At 59.3% G+C, this 14,658-nt stretch carries 12 protein-coding genes; 9 read left to right on the top strand and 3 right to left on the bottom strand.

Features of this window, described 5'->3' with window-relative positions:
* Positions 1–755: 755 nt before the first annotated feature.
* Together ACSQ36_RS33115 and ACSQ36_RS33110 are read right to left on the bottom strand one after the other, a co-directional pair.
* The gene (locus ACSQ36_RS33115) at positions 756–968 is read right to left on the bottom strand and encodes a hypothetical protein (protein WP_436185319.1); all 213 of its coding nucleotides are present in this window, start codon (positions 966–968) and stop codon (positions 756–758) included.
* A 117-nt stretch (positions 969–1,085) separates the two neighbouring features.
* On the bottom strand, positions 1,086–1,967 hold the full coding sequence (locus ACSQ36_RS33110; protein WP_436185318.1) for an NmrA family NAD(P)-binding protein: 882 nt from the start codon (positions 1,965–1,967) through the stop codon (positions 1,086–1,088).
* A 641-nt stretch (positions 1,968–2,608) separates the two neighbouring features.
* Here ACSQ36_RS33110 and ACSQ36_RS33105 point away from each other — a divergent pair.
* The 9 genes from ACSQ36_RS33105 (at position 2,609) to ACSQ36_RS33065 (ending at position 13,417) form a co-directional block, all read left to right on the top strand.
* Positions 2,609–4,942, top strand: a complete 2,334-nt coding sequence (locus tag ACSQ36_RS33105; RefSeq protein ID WP_436185317.1) for a bifunctional salicylyl-CoA 5-hydroxylase/oxidoreductase — start codon at positions 2,609–2,611, stop codon at positions 4,940–4,942.
* Positions 4,939–5,721: an SDR family NAD(P)-dependent oxidoreductase gene (locus ACSQ36_RS33100; protein WP_436185316.1), complete on the top strand. Its 783-nt coding sequence runs from the start codon at positions 4,939–4,941 to the stop codon at positions 5,719–5,721. The genes ACSQ36_RS33105 and ACSQ36_RS33100 overlap by 4 nt, the downstream gene beginning before the upstream one ends.
* Positions 5,718–6,257, top strand: a complete 540-nt coding sequence (locus ACSQ36_RS33095) for a MarR family winged helix-turn-helix transcriptional regulator (protein ID WP_436185315.1) — start codon at positions 5,718–5,720, stop codon at positions 6,255–6,257. The genes ACSQ36_RS33100 and ACSQ36_RS33095 overlap by 4 nt, the downstream gene beginning before the upstream one ends.
* 34 nt (positions 6,258–6,291) lie before the next feature.
* Positions 6,292–7,140, top strand: a complete 849-nt coding sequence (locus tag ACSQ36_RS33090; RefSeq protein WP_436185314.1) for an enoyl-CoA hydratase family protein — start codon at positions 6,292–6,294, stop codon at positions 7,138–7,140.
* Position 7,141: 1 nt separating this feature from the next.
* Positions 7,142–8,347 carry an acyl-CoA dehydrogenase family protein gene (locus ACSQ36_RS33085; RefSeq protein WP_436185313.1) on the top strand — a complete coding sequence of 402 codons (1,206 nt, stop codon included), beginning with the start codon at positions 7,142–7,144 and terminating at the stop codon, positions 8,345–8,347.
* Entirely contained in the window at positions 8,344–8,811 is a 468-nt protein-coding gene (locus ACSQ36_RS33080; RefSeq protein ID WP_436185312.1) for an acyl-CoA thioesterase, read from the top strand. Before ACSQ36_RS33085 ends, ACSQ36_RS33080 begins: the two co-directional genes overlap by 4 nt.
* Positions 8,808–9,203 (top strand): RidA family protein, encoded by a 396-nt coding sequence (locus tag ACSQ36_RS33075; protein WP_213764973.1) that lies wholly within the window; start codon positions 8,808–8,810, stop codon positions 9,201–9,203. The genes ACSQ36_RS33080 and ACSQ36_RS33075 overlap by 4 nt, the downstream gene beginning before the upstream one ends.
* Positions 9,204–9,251: 48 nt before the next feature.
* Entirely contained in the window at positions 9,252–10,910 is a 1,659-nt protein-coding gene (locus ACSQ36_RS33070) for an AMP-binding protein (protein WP_436185311.1), read from the top strand.
* Positions 10,911–11,482: 572 nt separating this feature from the next.
* Positions 11,483–13,417 (top strand): SMP-30/gluconolactonase/LRE family protein, encoded by a 1,935-nt coding sequence (locus tag ACSQ36_RS33065; protein WP_436185310.1) that lies wholly within the window; start codon positions 11,483–11,485, stop codon positions 13,415–13,417.
* Between the two features lie 34 nt (positions 13,418–13,451).
* Here ACSQ36_RS33065 and ACSQ36_RS33060 read toward each other — a convergent pair whose 3' ends face one another.
* Positions 13,452–14,582, bottom strand: coding sequence for an MBL fold metallo-hydrolase (locus tag ACSQ36_RS33060; RefSeq protein WP_213764976.1), 1,131 nt, complete (start codon positions 14,580–14,582; stop codon positions 13,452–13,454).
* Between the last annotated feature and the right edge of the window lie 76 nt (positions 14,583–14,658).

Here is a 14,658-nt window from a genome sequence, read left to right as displayed (position 1 = left end):
GTTGAAACAAAATAAACGCGGTATTCTGGAAACATTATCCACGGTGGTGGATAGTCGAAACGCCGGTTCAACGGACGTTAAGATTAGCGGGGCTTGAATCAAACCGCAGCGAGTGCCTGGTTGTGCAGGCGAGTTCGTGACTGCGGGGCGGAGCCGCCTGCGTCCAAATGACTTGAGGTTGCACAGCGATAGTATTTAGCCTATTTTTCCTTTGATCCGGGTGCAACATGTTCGGCCCCGGCAGCTTGTATTCGGTACTTGCGCTAAATCTCATCGCGAGCCTACTGATGATTCGTCTTACGACGATGTTGCTTACAGTCGGGCGCGAGGAAGGTAGCGGAACCAAAAGGCTCATATCGAGCGTGTCATCGGCAGTCCGACGGCCGTTGATGTGGGTGCCAGCCCTGAAAAATTGACGTTCAATTGCTCAGTTCAGGTTTCCTTCTTCGCAAGCGATGTACTCAATCTGCCGGATAGAGCCACGCCCGATGCCTCCATGCTGTGTCGAAGTGGTGGCAGTCGGCAAGGGGCACGCGCTATCTGCCGCGGTTCCATGCGTCGACGCCTGATGACGCATGGAAGAACTGCGGCGTGAATCCTGAAGATCCAAAGAAGGGCGACATGGACGCTCGGCTGTTCAACTCCTTCATCCGGTCTCAGATCAATCAGAGCGGAGACTGGCCCGTTCCACGTGCTGGTGGACAGATATCATCGCTTTACGAATTCAGATCCGTCGAGAAAGCGAGCTCCTTTTGTCAACGCAGAAGTGCAAGACGTTCGACCAGCGAAGCCTCAATATGCTGATACGCATCGCTTCCCAGTACCAGTCTCCGTGGAGCCGGCTTGAGTTCGCAGGAAGCAATCATTGCTTGCGCCATCTTGACCGGATCACCGATGAGAATCTTTTCGCCATGAAGCGCAATCGCGCGACGGAAATCGCCTACAGGCGTGTCCTCATGGATTTCCATGGGAGTGGTGTCGGACAAGGAGGGTTGGCAGGCGTCTCGCTTGCTTGGCGCGCTGCTCGAACTGACAATTCGGCGATCGCTATTTGCGCCACGGCCTTTCTACATACGTGACAAAACTTACTGCTCGAATATATGACGGTGTGCCTTCACGAAGTCGCCAACGGTTTGGGGGGCTTGTCCGGTGATCTCGCCGATGACACCGTCCACGCCGGCAAAAATTCCGTTCTGGTAATCGATGGCGATCGCGAGGAAGTGCTGGATCAAAAATTCCGGCAGAGCGTATTTCTTCAAATGCTCGCGATATTGTTCGATGGTCGACGGACTGTAGGTGATCTTGCGGCCGAGTACCTTGCCGACCTCATCGGCAATCTCTTGTTGGCTAAGCTCGACCGGCCCGAACAGCGGATAGGTCTTCCCGATATGGCTGGACGGTTGTGTGAGGACGATGGCGATCAGGCGAGCCTGATCCTCGGCAGCGATGGGGGCATGGCGTCCGGTACCGTACGGCAGCGTGATCTTGCCTTCCTGCACGATCTGATCGCGCACCCACGGAAAAACCAGCCATTCGGAGAAGAACGTCGGGCGGATGTGGACAGTTGGCACGCCAGACCAGTCGAGTACACGTTCCGCGATCCAATGATCGCGCGCAGCGTGACTCTCCGAATCTCGCCGGGCGGAAATTTGCGACATTTCGACGACAATTTCGACACCTGCGCGCTGCGCAGCGTCCGCAAAATACGCGGTCGCCTGGATGTAGCCCGGATGCACGGGATAGCACAAGTACGCACCTGTCACGCCGTCCATCGCGCGCAAAACGTCGTCATGCTCGAGAAGATCACCGACGATGACCTCGGCGCCTTCATCCCGCAGCGTTGTGCTCCGCTCGTCTTCCTGATGCACAAGAGCCCGAACCGCATGTCCGTCCTTGAGAAGATGACGAATGGTGTGGACGCCCGTTTTACCGGTGGCGCCGGTGATGAGGTATTTACGTTGCTGCATGGTTAATTCTCCAATTAAGGGTACGCGCACGGGTCACACGTACAGGGGATTGTTAACACCGATATTCGATTTACCGTGGTCAGAAATTCACTTTGGTATGTCGTAAAGTGCATATGCACTTTGTGAGTCGAATGATCTCATCGAGGTGTTGCTTGAGTCCTGCAGGACCGGTAATGAAGCGGCGGGGTCTGCAATGATTCGGAACATCGTGACGGTGGGTAGTTGCGACCCCGGATTCGTCACGGCCTTTCGCGCTCCGTGATCCTATTTCATATGGATTATTATCATAATCCATATGAAAGTCAACGAGTCCTTGAAATTCCATCGTGGCGTAGGTTTCCTGGTATTCGATTTTCCCAAGAACGTTCGTTTGCGCGCCTCGGTCGTCCGGCGCGACGGAAGCCGCCGTGAAGCTACAGGATGCGATGCTGATCCATTACGTGGGTTGGCAGCCGTGCCGCGGACGGCGCCAATCCGACCATCCCCATTGCGAAGACGTTTGACCCTTCTTATTTTCCGCCGACACTTTTAGTTTTTACGATCAAATCGTCGGGAGAATGAGTGGCTTCTTTTATGAATTTACTTGACACCTAAACTATCGAGGCTTAAATTAAAACTGACTCTTCAGCCTGGAGCGCACTATGCGCATCGTTTGTATTGGTGGCGGCCCCGCGGGTCTGTACTTTGGCTTGCTGATGAAGAAGCAAAATCCCGCTCACGACGTGACGGTAGTGGAGCGCAATCGCCCCTACGACACCTTCGGCTGGGGCGTGGTGTTCTCCGACCAGACGCTCGGCAACCTGCGTCGTGCGGACGAGGAGAGCGCGGCCGCCATTCTCGATGCGTTCAACCACTGGGACGACATCGACATCCATATCAACGGCCGCACTCAGCGCTCGTCCGGACACGGTTTCTGCGGCATTGGCCGCAAGCGCCTGTTGAACATTCTTCAGGAGCGGGCGGAGGAACTTGGCGTAAAGCTGGTGTTTGAAACACAGGTCGCGAGTGACGAGACGTATGAAGCCGACCTCATCATTGCGTGCGACGGCGCCAACAGCGTTGTGCGCACGAAGTACGCGGCCACCTATAAGCCTGACATCGATCTGCGCGACTGCCGCTTCGTCTGGCTTGGCACGGACAAGCTGTTCGATGCCTTCACATTCGCGTTCGAGAAGACCGAGTTCGGCTGGTTTCAGGCGCATGCGTATCGTTTCGACGACCACATGTCCACGTTTATCGTGGAGGCGCCTGAGCGGGTCTGGCGTGCAGCCGGCCTGGATGAAATGAGCAAGGAGGACGGCATCGCATTTTGCGAGCGGCTCTTCGCCAGGTATCTCGACGGTCATGCGCTCAAGTCCAACGCACACCATTTGCGCGGCTCCTCGCAGTGGATCCGGTTTCCGCGCATTGTGAACGAAACGTGGGTGCATGACCGCGCGAATAGCGATGGCAGCGTGACGCCGATTGTGCTGATGGGCGATGCCGCGCACACGGCGCACTTCTCGATTGGCTCTGGCACCAAGCTCGCGCTTGAAGATGCGATCGAACTGACGAATAGCATCGCGGCGCATCCGGGCGATCTGCCGGCCGCCCTTGATCACTACACGGAAGTACGCAGCGTTGATGTCCTGCGCATCCAGAACGCCGCGCGCAACTCCACGGAGTGGTTCGAAAACGTGGACCGGTACGCGTCCTTCGAGCCGGAGCAATTCGCTTATTCCCTGCTCACGCGCTCGCAGCGCATCTCCCATGAAAACCTGCGTTCACGCGACGCCGCGTATCTTGCCGAGTTTGAAAACTGGATCGCAAAGCGTTCGGGGCTTGATATAGGCAGCGGCAGCAAGCGCTCCGTCCCGCCGATGTTTACACCCTTCACCGTGCGGGGCGTGACGCTGAAGAACCGCGTGGTGGTTTCTCCCATGGCCCAGTATTCGGCTGTCGATGGCATTGCGGGGGACTACCATCTGATGCATCTCGGCGCCCGCGCCATGGGCGGCGCTGCACTGGTGATGACGGAGATGACCTGCGTTTCCCCCGAAGGTCGCATCACGCCGGGATGTCCTGGTCTGTACAACGACACGCAGCGCGACGCGTGGCATCGCATTGTCGACTTCGTGCATCGTGAGAGCGATGCGAAGATCGGCATCCAGTTGGGTCATGCTGGCGCGAAGGCATCGACGCGCGTGAGTTGGGAAGGGATAGACAAGCCGCTTGAAGAGGGCAACTGGCCAATCGTGTCGGCGTCGCGGCAGCAGTATCTGAAAGGCATCAGTCAATGGTCGCGCGCAGCAACCGCCGACGACCTGCACGAGATCAAGGCGCAGTTCGTGCGGTCGACCGAGCTTGCCGTAGACGCCGGTTTCGATTGGCTAGAACTTCACTGCGCGCACGGTTATCTGCTGTCCGGTTTCCTCTCCCCGCTCACGAATCAACGCGCCGATGAATACGGCGGTTCGTCCGCGAACCGTTTGCGTTTTCCGATCGAAGTATTCAATGCGATCCGTGCAGCGTGGCCCAAAGACAAGCCCATTTCCGTGCGCATCTCGGCGCACGACTGGGTGGATGGCGGCATCACGCCCGACGACGCCGTGCTGATCGCGCGAGCATTCAAGGAAGCAGGCGCGGACATGATCGACGTATCGTCGGGACAGGTGAGCAAGGAAGAGAAACCGGTCTATGGCCGGATGTTCCAGACACCTTTCTCGGATCGCGTGCGCAACGAAGCAGGCATTGCGACCATCGCGGTCGGGGCGATCTCGGAAGCAGATCACGTGAACAGCATCATTGCAGCGGGCCGCGCCGACCTCTGCGCCGTCGCGCGTCCGCATCTTGCCAATCCTTCTTGGACGCTCGATCAGGCCGCGAAGCTTGGTTACGTCGATATCACCTGGCCGAGGCAGTATTACGCCGCGAAGTCGCAGCTCGAACGCGGCTATGAACGTGAGCGCGCGCAGCGTGCGGAGGGCGAAGCATGAACACGGGCACTTATGCACTCGACAGCCAGCACGCAGTCGTCACAGGCGGTGGGAGCGGTATTGGCGCTGCCATTGCGCACGCGCTCGTAACAGCCGGCGCGCAGGTCACGCTGATGGGCCGGGATGCGGCGCGGCTCGCGTATCAGGCTGAAGTCCTGAGCGAAGCCGGAGTCGTGCATGTGCAGAGCGTCGACGTCACGTCCGCCGATTCGGTCGCTACAGCGTTTGCTGCTGCGCGCGAGCATGGTTTTATCGACATCCTCGTGAACAACGCGGGCCAGGCCGAAGCCGCGCCGTTTGCCAAGACTGATCTGGCGCTGTGGCAGCGCATGCTCGACGTGAATCTGACGGGCGTGTTTCTCTGCACGCAAGAGGTCCTGCCAGGAATGCTCGAGCGCCGCAGCGGGCGCATTGTCAACGTAGCCAGCACCGCGGGTCAGGTAGGTTATGCGTACGTTGCCGCGTATTGCGCGGCCAAGCATGGCGTGATCGGCATGACACGCTCACTTGCGCTAGAAGTTGCCACGCGTGGCATCACAGTCAACGCTGTCTGCCCCGGTTATACCGAAACCGGGCTGCTCGAACAGTCGATCGAAAAGATCGTCGCGCAGACCGGACGTAGCGAAGAAGAGGCACGCGAAGCACTGCTGCGATCCAATCCACAACGTCGCTTCGTGACACCGGACGAAGTCGCCAGTTCGGCGTTATGGCTGTGCCTGCCGGAGTCGCGATCGATCACAGGCCAGACCATTTCAATTTCAGGTGGAGAAGTAATGTGAACAAGCCCGCCGCCCGCACGGTTAAAACTGCCGCGCCCGAGAAGGCCAAGGCCGCCGGTAACGTTGTCGACCTTGAGATGAGCACGGGCGTAGACAGCCACATGGGACTGCGCTTGTGGCTGCGCATGCTGACCACCACAAATCTTGTGCAGGCCGAGCTGCGCCGTCGCCTGCGTGCCGAATTCGACACCACGTTGCCGCGCTTCGACCTGATGGCGCAACTTGAGCGACATCCCGAAGGCCTGAAGATGAATGAGCTTTCACGACGGCTGATGGTCACCGGCGGCAACGTGACGGGTCTGACCGACCAGTTGGAGAAGGAAGGTTTTGTTGTACGCGATACCGATCCGAACGACCGCCGTTCGTTTGCCGTGCGACTCACTGCCCATGGCCGCGAATCGTTCGACCGCATGGCGCGTGCGCATGAACAATGGGTCGTCGAATTGTTCGGCGGATTGCCGCTTGCTGACAAGGCGCGCATGCACCAGAAGCTGGGCAAGCTCAAGCAGCACCTGCGCGAGCGCACGGATTCGTGACGCCTGGCAAAGCACACAGATACGGAGACAGTCGATGAACGACAACACCGCCGCGCTTTTTGCCGGCAACCGCACGACCCTTGGCGACCATCGCGCGCAGCATTTTGGCTGGACGGTAGAGCAAGGCGTGGGGACGATCACCCTTGACCGGCCCGAGCGCAAGAATCCGCTGACGTTCGAGTCGTATGCGGAGTTGCGCGACCTGTTCCGCCAGCTCGCTTACGCCACCGACGTAAAGAGCATCGTGATCCACGGCACCGGAGGCAACTTCTGCTCGGGTGGCGACGTGCACGACATCATCGCGCCGCTCGTCGACCTGCCCATGCCCGAGTTGCTCATGTTCACGCGCATGACAGGCGACCTCGTCAAGGCGATGCGGCATTGCCCGCAACCGATTGTCGCGGCTGTCGACGGCATCTGCGCCGGAGCGGGAGCGATCCTGGCGATGGCTTCGGACATGCGGCTAGGCACCGCGCGCAGCAAGCTTGCGTTCCTGTTCACCCGCGTGGGACTGGCGGGTTGCGACATGGGCGCATGTGCGATCCTGCCGCGCATCATCGGTCAGGGTAGAGCGGCTGAACTGCTTTTCACCGGGCGTTCGGCAAGCGGCGATGAAGGTTTCGCGTGGGGCTTCTATAACCGCCTATGTGAGCCCGATGACGTTCTGCGCGAAGCACAATCGCTTGCGTCCGATCTTGCCTCGGGGCCGACCTTCGCCCATGGCATCACGAAGAAGATGTTGCATCAGGAGTGGAGCATGAGCATCGACGACGCGATCGAATCCGAAGCACAGGCGCAGGCAATTTGCATGGCGACCAACGATTTCGGCCGCGCGTATCGCGCATTCGCTGCGAAGACGCGGCCCGTGTTCGAGGGAGATTGAGTTGGCCAATCCTCAAACAACGTCCGACGCTTTCCACGAAGCCCTCGCGTGGCCGTTCTTCGAAGCAAGGCATCGCGAACTCGGTGTACGCATTGACGCATGGGCGGCGGAACACTTGGCAGACACCCATGCCGACCATGCGAACGTCGATGCGATCTGCCGCCGTCTCGTACGAGAACTCGGTGAGGCAGGGTGGTTGCGTTATGGCATAGGCGGCACGGCTTACGGCGGACACGGTGACACCATCGACACGCGCGCTGTTTGCCTGCTGCGCGAAACGCTTGCTCGTCACAGCGGCCTTGCCGACTTCGCGCTTGCGATGCAGGGACTCGGATCGGGCGCCATTTCGCTCGGCGGCAACGAAGCGCAAAAGCAGCGTTATCTGCCGCGCGTGGCGAGCGGCGAGGCAATCGCGGCGTTTGCGCTGACTGAACCCGATGCTGGCTCGGACGTCGCGGCGCTCGCGCTAAGCGCTCGTGAAGACGGCAATTCATACGTGCTCGATGGCGAGAAGACCTGGATCTCGAATGGCGGCATCGCGGACTTTTACGTGGTGTTCGCCCGTACCGGCGAGGCGGCGGGGGCGCGTGGCATCAGCGCGTTTATCGTCGATGCGGATACCCCGGGACTGCGCATTGCCGAACGGCTCGATGTGATCGCGCCGCATCCGCTAGCGCGCCTTTCTTTCGAAAACGCACGCGTGCCGCGTACCGCTTTACTTGGCAATCGCGGCGAAGGTTTCAAGCTTGCCATGCGCACGCTTGATATCTTTCGCACATCGGTTGCGGCGGCGTCGCTTGGTTTCGCGCGGCGAGCCATGAGCGAAGGGATCGAGCGCGCCGCGTCGCGCAAGATGTTCGGGCAGACGTTGGGCGACTTTCAACTGACGCAGGCGAAGCTGGCGCAAATGGCGCTCACCATCGACAGCTCTGCGTTGCTGGTTTATCGGGCTGCGTGGCTGCGCGATCAGGGCAAGTCCGTTACGCGTGAAGCTGCATTAGCGAAGTGGCACGCGAGCGAGGGCGCTCAGCAGGTTATTGATGCAGCCGTGCAATTGTGGGGCGGTAGCGGCGTGCAAAGCGGTGCGGTGGTGGAGCAACTGTATCGGGAAATTCGTGCGCTGCGCATCTATGAAGGCGCGACCGAAGTGCAGCAGTTGATTGTCGGGCGCGACCTGCTCAAGGCTCATGCCGCGAGGAACGCATGACGGAATCATCGAGCCATTTCGAGCGGCCCGTGCGTATTCGCTTTTCGCATTGCGATCCCGCTGGCATCGTATTTTTTCCGCAGTATCTCGTGATGACCAACGCGCTGGTGGAGGACTGGTTCAACGAAGCACTCGACATTGACTATGCCGCGATGATCGGCACGCGCCGGGTCGGCTTGCCGATCGTGAAGCTCGATTGCACGTTTTCAAAGCCGAGCCAGATGGGCGACACGCTCATGCTGTCGCTGACGCTTGAACGTATAGGCGCTCGTTCTGTCGGGATTGTAATCGACGCACACTCGCATGGCGAAACGCGCTTTCTTGCGCGTCAGGTGCTTGTGACAACGTCGCTTGAGTCTGGGGCGTCGATCGATATTCCCGATGACATTCGCGCCGCGCTGACACGCTTCAACCCCGCAGCGCTTGCGGAAGTAAGAGAACAGATCAAGGAGACACGTTCGTGAAAAAAGCATTGCTCCCAGCCGGCTGGGTCAAGCCGCGCGGATACGCGAACGGTGTTGCCGCGCGTGGCACGCAGGTCTTCATAGCAGGACAGATCGGCTGGGACGCGCAAGGGCGCTTCCAGAGCAGCGAATTCGCCGCGCAGGCGCATCAGGCGCTGGCCAACATAGTCGCGGTGCTCGCGGCCGCGGGAGGGCGCCCGGAGCATCTCGTGCGGCTGACCTGGTACGTGACCGACAAGCGCGAATACCTCGCCGCGTTAAGGGACGTGGGGAGCGCATTTCGAGAACTGATCGGCAACTACGACATTGCAATGAGCGCCGTGCAGGTGGTCGCGCTCATTGAAGACGAAGCCAAGGTGGAGATCGAAGCCACCGCCGTTATTCCAGATTAACAACTGTCGCTTATCTCGTCGCTTATCTCGTCGCTTTCGGAGCTCACCATGGAACCTTCGGCTCACGTCGATACGTTTTCTCGCGACAACTTGCCGCCGCCCGCCGAGTGGCCGCAGTTTCTGCTCGACAGCCCCGACGTCTCCTATCCGGCGCGTCTGAATTGCGCAGTCGAATTGCTCGACCGGATAATCGATGATCATCCGGAACGTGGACAGGGCGCACGGCCCGCGATCTGGTCGGACGTCGATGGTGCTCCGCACGCGACCACGTACAGCGAATTGCGCACGCGCGTGAACCAGGCAGCGCATGTGCTGACCGGGGTGATGGGACTGGTGCCGGGCAACCGCATTTTGCTGCGCGGACCGAATACGCTGCACATGGCAATCGCATGGCTTGCGTCCTTGAAGGCGGGTCTCGTGGTGGTGCCGACCATGCCGCTTCTGCGTGCCAAGGAACTGAAGCAGATCATCGACAAGGCTCAGGTGTCAGCGGCCCTATGCGACGCGCGACTGCTCGATGAACTCGCACAATGCAGCGATCCCGCCAACGCGTACTTTTGCGAAAGCCTGCTGAAAACAAGGCTCTTTCATGACGATGGCCCCGATTCCGTCGACACCATCGCCTTGCTTCAACCCACCGAGTACACGGCGGTGGACACCGCTGCCGACGACGTCTGCCTGATCGCATTTACCAGCGGCACGACGGGAATGCCGAAGGGTTGCATGCATTTTCATCGCGATGTGCTTGCGATGTGCGACTTGTTTCCGCGCCATATTCTCAAGCCCACCGCCGACGATATATTCTGCGGCACGCCTCCGCTAGCGTTCACCTTCGGGCTGGGCGGCTTGCTGTGTTTTCCGTTGCGCGCGGGGGCATCGTCGGTATTGATCGAGAAGTTGACGCCGGAGACGCTGCTGCAAGTGGTCGAGCGTTTTCGCGCAACGATCATGTTCACGGCGCCGACGTTCTATCGGCAAATGGCGGGCGTCGCTTCGCGTTTCGATTTGTCGAGCCTTGGGAAAAGCGTCTCGGCTGGCGAAGCGTTGCCGGATGCCACGCGCAAGCTCTGGCGGCAGGCCACGGGTTTGCAAATGATCGATGGAATTGGCAGCACTGAAATGATCCATATCTTTGTGTCGTGCGCCGAGGGACAGACGCGCGACCGGGCGATCGGGCGCGCAGTGCCGGGCTACGTGGTGCAGGCAGTGGACAACAACATGCAGCCCGTTCCGGTTGGCGAGGTCGGCATGCTCGCGGTGAAAGGGCCGACCGGGTGCCGCTATCTAAGCGATCCGCGGCAGCTTAGTTTCGTCCGCGACGGGTGGAACCTTCCGGGTGATTCGGTTCGTATCGATGCCGAGGGTTACGTCTTTTATCAGTCCCGCGCCGACGACATGATCATCTCGGCCGGCTATAACATTTCCGGTCCTGAAGTAGAAAGCGCGCTGCTGTTGCATGAAGCGGTGGCGGAGTGCGGGGTAGTTAGCGTGGCCGATGACGAGCGCGGGCAAATTGCCAAGGCGTTCGTGGTTCTTCGTGCTGGATTTGTAGCGAGCGACGCGCTGGTGGTGCAGCTACAAAACTTCGTGAAGGAAGAGATCGCACCGTACAAATATCCGCGCGCGATTGAATTTGTCGATGCCTTGCCTCGCACCGAGACCGGCAAGCTGAAGCGGTTTGCGTTGCGCGCACTGGCGGCGTCTTGATGTGAGCACGTAGCTTTCGTTGATGCCCGATCTCGACTGCGGGTGGAGAGATCGGGCCGCTTGCTGGCGGTCCGGCTCGACGCCGAATGCATGATCCCTCCTCGTACGCGCAATCACATACGTTGATCAAATGCTCGACGCCGACGGCGCTCGGCCTATGAACATATTTCCGGCAAGTAATTGAATCGGTCAATTCGTCACGCATGGCGCACCCATCATAGTGGTGTTTTGGGCGGCATGGCGCATTCATCCATCGCCAATGCCATTACATTAAAGCGCGCCATTTATTTTTGATTTTTTATTGACGGCTTTTCAGCTATTTTCGATTTGCGATCAGTTATCGCAGTATTGCCTCACGATGAGTAAAAAATTACTATCGGACGGTTTTCGGGAAAATCTGCCCTTTTTAAAGCATAAAGGTCACATGGCATATGCGCTGTAGAACTGCATCGACCGTAAGCAACAAAATCCTCCGCTGAACGCGCGCGACGAACCCATGTGAGGTCCGGCCTAAGGGGATTTCATTGCCCGCGCATCCTCCATGCTGGATGACCATCAGGAGACCATTGTTCATGTTGAGAAAACGCATTCGTGCCGCATTTGTTGTCGCTGTGCTGATCGCGGCAATTGCGCCGGAGTGTCAGGCGCAATACACCACTGACTGGATAGCGAACACGTATGGAACGAATTCCACCTATGTCGGCAATGGTGCTCGTTCCATATGGGTAGCGCCCGAGGGAATTATTTATACCGCTTCCCTGTGGGACGAAAACGAAGGCGGCGTCGCCATATATGGCAACCGCAAAAACATGGGTTCCATCGGTTTGCACAACGAGTTCCAGGGCAGCGCCATTACGGGCAATGCAACTTCAATCTTCGCCGCTCTGCAATACGACAGGACTATCGGCAGTGGCTGGGTAGGGCGATATAACCGAACCAGTAAAACACGCGATCTCTCCATTCCCGTCAGTGCGGCAACGACCCAGACGCGGGGTGATGTCGTTACCGGACTAGCAACATCCGGCTCTCTCCTTTATGCGAGCGACCTCCCGGGAAATCGCGTGCGGGTCTTCACCACCGACGGCGTCTGGCAGAGCGATATCAACGTGGCAGCGCCCGGGGCGCTGGCCTTGGACAGCGCCGGCAATGTCTGGGTCGCGCAAGAGAATGCCGGCGCGATTGTCGAATTCAGCCCGGCCGGCGCAGCGTTGAACACGATCCAGATGTCACCCACGTCCCGCCCGAGCGCGCTGTATTTCGACGCAACGGCTGGACAGCTTTTAGTCGGCGATGAAGGGCCGGACATGAACATCAAGATCTACCAGATCGCGGGCGTTTCAACCCAGCCAACCCAGGTCGGCACGTTCGGCATTCAGGGCGGATATCTCGACACCACGACTGGAATCAAAGGCCAGGTCGGGGACAGGCGCTTCACCCGCGTTGCGGGCATCGGCAAGGACGCTGCCGGCAACCTGTATGTCCTCAACAACCCGTGGGGTGGAACCTGGGATCTCGGTCGCAACGGCAATACCGACATCTACGCCTACGACAACTCAGCCATTCTGCGATGGAAGCTTCAGGCACTGAACTTTGAAGGCAACGGCGCACCGGACCCCGCTACAGATGGCGCGTATTTCTACGGAGGCTTCAATGTCTACACGGGCACTGCCGGCGGAACGTTCGTGGCGAACACCGTCGATCCGATTGACTACCCGTCCGATCCACGAATCGACATCAACGATACCCAGCGCGGCGAGCACTTCGCACAAATCGCTACCGTTGGCGCAAACCGGATCCTTGTGGCAGCCGGCCAGAATCCGGGGATCTTTTATTTCTTTCACTTCAACGCGGCCAATGGTTACATCGCCATACCGGACGGGTCGCTGCCTGGCACGGCGTTCAATGCGACCGCATTGATCACGGGAGGATTCAGTCTCGACAGCAATGGAAACGTCTGGGCCGGCCCGGACCGGACGAACCGCATCTACTACTACCCGCTGACCGGCTTTGATGCCGAGGGCAAGCCGAGTTGGGGAGCAGGCATTGCATACGCCACGCCGAGGACCATCCTGCCATTGACGCGGATCATCTACCTTGCCGATAGCGACACCATGATCCTCGCGCAAGGCATAGTCGGGAGCACGGACTGGACCTCGATAGGAACGCGTGTCGAGGTGTATCACGGTTGGCTCGCAGGCAACCAGCGCTCGCCGAATCCCGTGATCAACCTCACCAGCGCCAATCCGAAATCGATCACGGCAGCCGGCAACTATCTGTTCGTCGGCTACGTAAACACCGCGCCCAACATCGACGCCTTCAATCTCGCCACGGGGAGCCTGGACACTACATTCACCAATAGCAGCCCCACGACAGTGGACGTGGGCAACAACGTTGATTCGATGTACGGCCTGAGGTCATACCTGCGATCGACCGGTGAGTACGTGGTCACGAAGGACAACTATAACAATTCGAGCATCATTGTTTATCGTTGGACCCCGGGGTCATAGCCGGAATCGCTGATTGCAGCGCTTACGTCAATAGTTAGCCCTGCGAATTTGCCTGGTCCGTGCGGCAGGAGAACCATCGGCGCAGCGTCCTGGGCGCTTGCACAACCTCTGCCACCTCGCGCCACCACCGCTGACCGCGGTGTGGCGCGGCCAGATCGAGCCGTTCTCCCATGCGCGGCGTCGCGAGCAAAATGCCTCTTGCCGCGGCGAGGCCCATCACGCGCTCGAACGGCTCTTGCCAGCGATGCATCGCCAGATCGAACGTGCCATTGTGAATTGGCATTAGCCAGTGGCCGCGCAGATCGAGGTGGGCCTGGACGGTCTCGTCGGGCTGCATGTGCACGTATGGCCATTGGGCGTCGTAGGCGCCCGTTTCGACCAGCGTTATATCGAATGGACCCAGTCGTTCGCCAATCGTCCTGAAACCATCAAAGTAGCCCGTGTCACCGCTGAAGAACACGCGCAGATCGTCGTCGACGATGACCCACGAGGCCCACAAGGTACTGTTGCCATCGAAAAGACTGCGGCCGGAGAAATGCTGGGAAGGTGTTGCCGTGAACGCGAGACCGTCGATCTCCACACCCTGCCACCAGTCGAACTGACGCACCTTCGACGCGTCGATACCCCACTCGATCAGCCGGTCGCCCACACCCAGCGGCGTCAGAAAAACGCTCGTCGTGCTGGCGAGTGCGAGCACCGTCTCGCGGTCCAGGTGGTCGTAGTGGTCGTGAGACAGAATCACGCCGCGCAGCGGCGGCAAGTCGGCGAGCGCGATGGGCGGTGCATGAAAGCGTTTTGGACCAAACCGCCGGAACGGCGACGCACGTTCGGCAAAGACCGGGTCGGTCAGCCAGAACTGCCCGCGCAACTTGAGCAGCATGGTTGAATGCCCGAGGCGATACAAGCTGCGGTCCGGCGCCGCGTCAAGCTGTTCACGCGTCAGCGCATCGACGGGCAGGGTGCTTGCAGGCACCGTGCCGTCCGGTTTATTGAACAACACATTCCACACGATGCTCAGGGTCTTACGGATTCCTTCCACGGGACGAGGCTTGACATTACGGAAGCGCTCGCCGTCGTGCTGGGTTGACGAGTCAAATGATTCACGGCCGCGTTGCGCTGCTGTGAATCCCAAAGCGCGGCGGATAGAACCGGTGAACGATGTCATGTAGTGGCGTCCCGATACAGAAAGTAGACTATGCAGTGTAGTTTATCGTAGAAAAAAGTAAACTGCCTGGTGTAAA

The sequence above is a fragment of the Caballeronia sp. LjRoot34 genome (genome assembly GCF_964253815.1).
Lineage (GTDB): Bacteria > Pseudomonadota > Gammaproteobacteria > Burkholderiales > Burkholderiaceae > Caballeronia.
Note: the sequence above shows the minus strand (reverse complement) of the source record. Positions and strands in the feature narration are given on the sequence as shown.

Excerpts from the sequence above, each read along its gene's own strand:
- ACSQ36_RS33100 (WP_436185316.1), top strand. The coding sequence starts at position 4,939 with ATGAACACGGGCACTTATGCACTCGACAGCCAGCACGCAGTCGTCACA.
- ACSQ36_RS33065 (WP_436185310.1), top strand. The coding sequence starts at position 11,483 with ATGTTGAGAAAACGCATTCGTGCCGCATTTGTTGTCGCTGTGCTGATC.
- ACSQ36_RS33105 (WP_436185317.1), top strand. The coding sequence starts at position 2,609 with ATGCGCATCGTTTGTATTGGTGGCGGCCCCGCGGGTCTGTACTTTGGC.
- ACSQ36_RS33060 (WP_213764976.1), bottom strand. The coding sequence starts at position 14,582 with ATGACATCGTTCACCGGTTCTATCCGCCGCGCTTTGGGATTCACAGCA.
- ACSQ36_RS33110 (WP_436185318.1), bottom strand. The coding sequence starts at position 1,967 with ATGCAGCAACGTAAATACCTCATCACCGGCGCCACCGGTAAAACGGGC.
- ACSQ36_RS33080 (WP_436185312.1), top strand. The coding sequence starts at position 8,344 with ATGACGGAATCATCGAGCCATTTCGAGCGGCCCGTGCGTATTCGCTTT.
- ACSQ36_RS33070 (WP_436185311.1), top strand. The coding sequence starts at position 9,252 with ATGGAACCTTCGGCTCACGTCGATACGTTTTCTCGCGACAACTTGCCG.
- ACSQ36_RS33115 (WP_436185319.1), bottom strand. The coding sequence starts at position 968 with ATGGAAATCCATGAGGACACGCCTGTAGGCGATTTCCGTCGCGCGATT.
- ACSQ36_RS33090 (WP_436185314.1), top strand. The coding sequence starts at position 6,292 with ATGAACGACAACACCGCCGCGCTTTTTGCCGGCAACCGCACGACCCTT.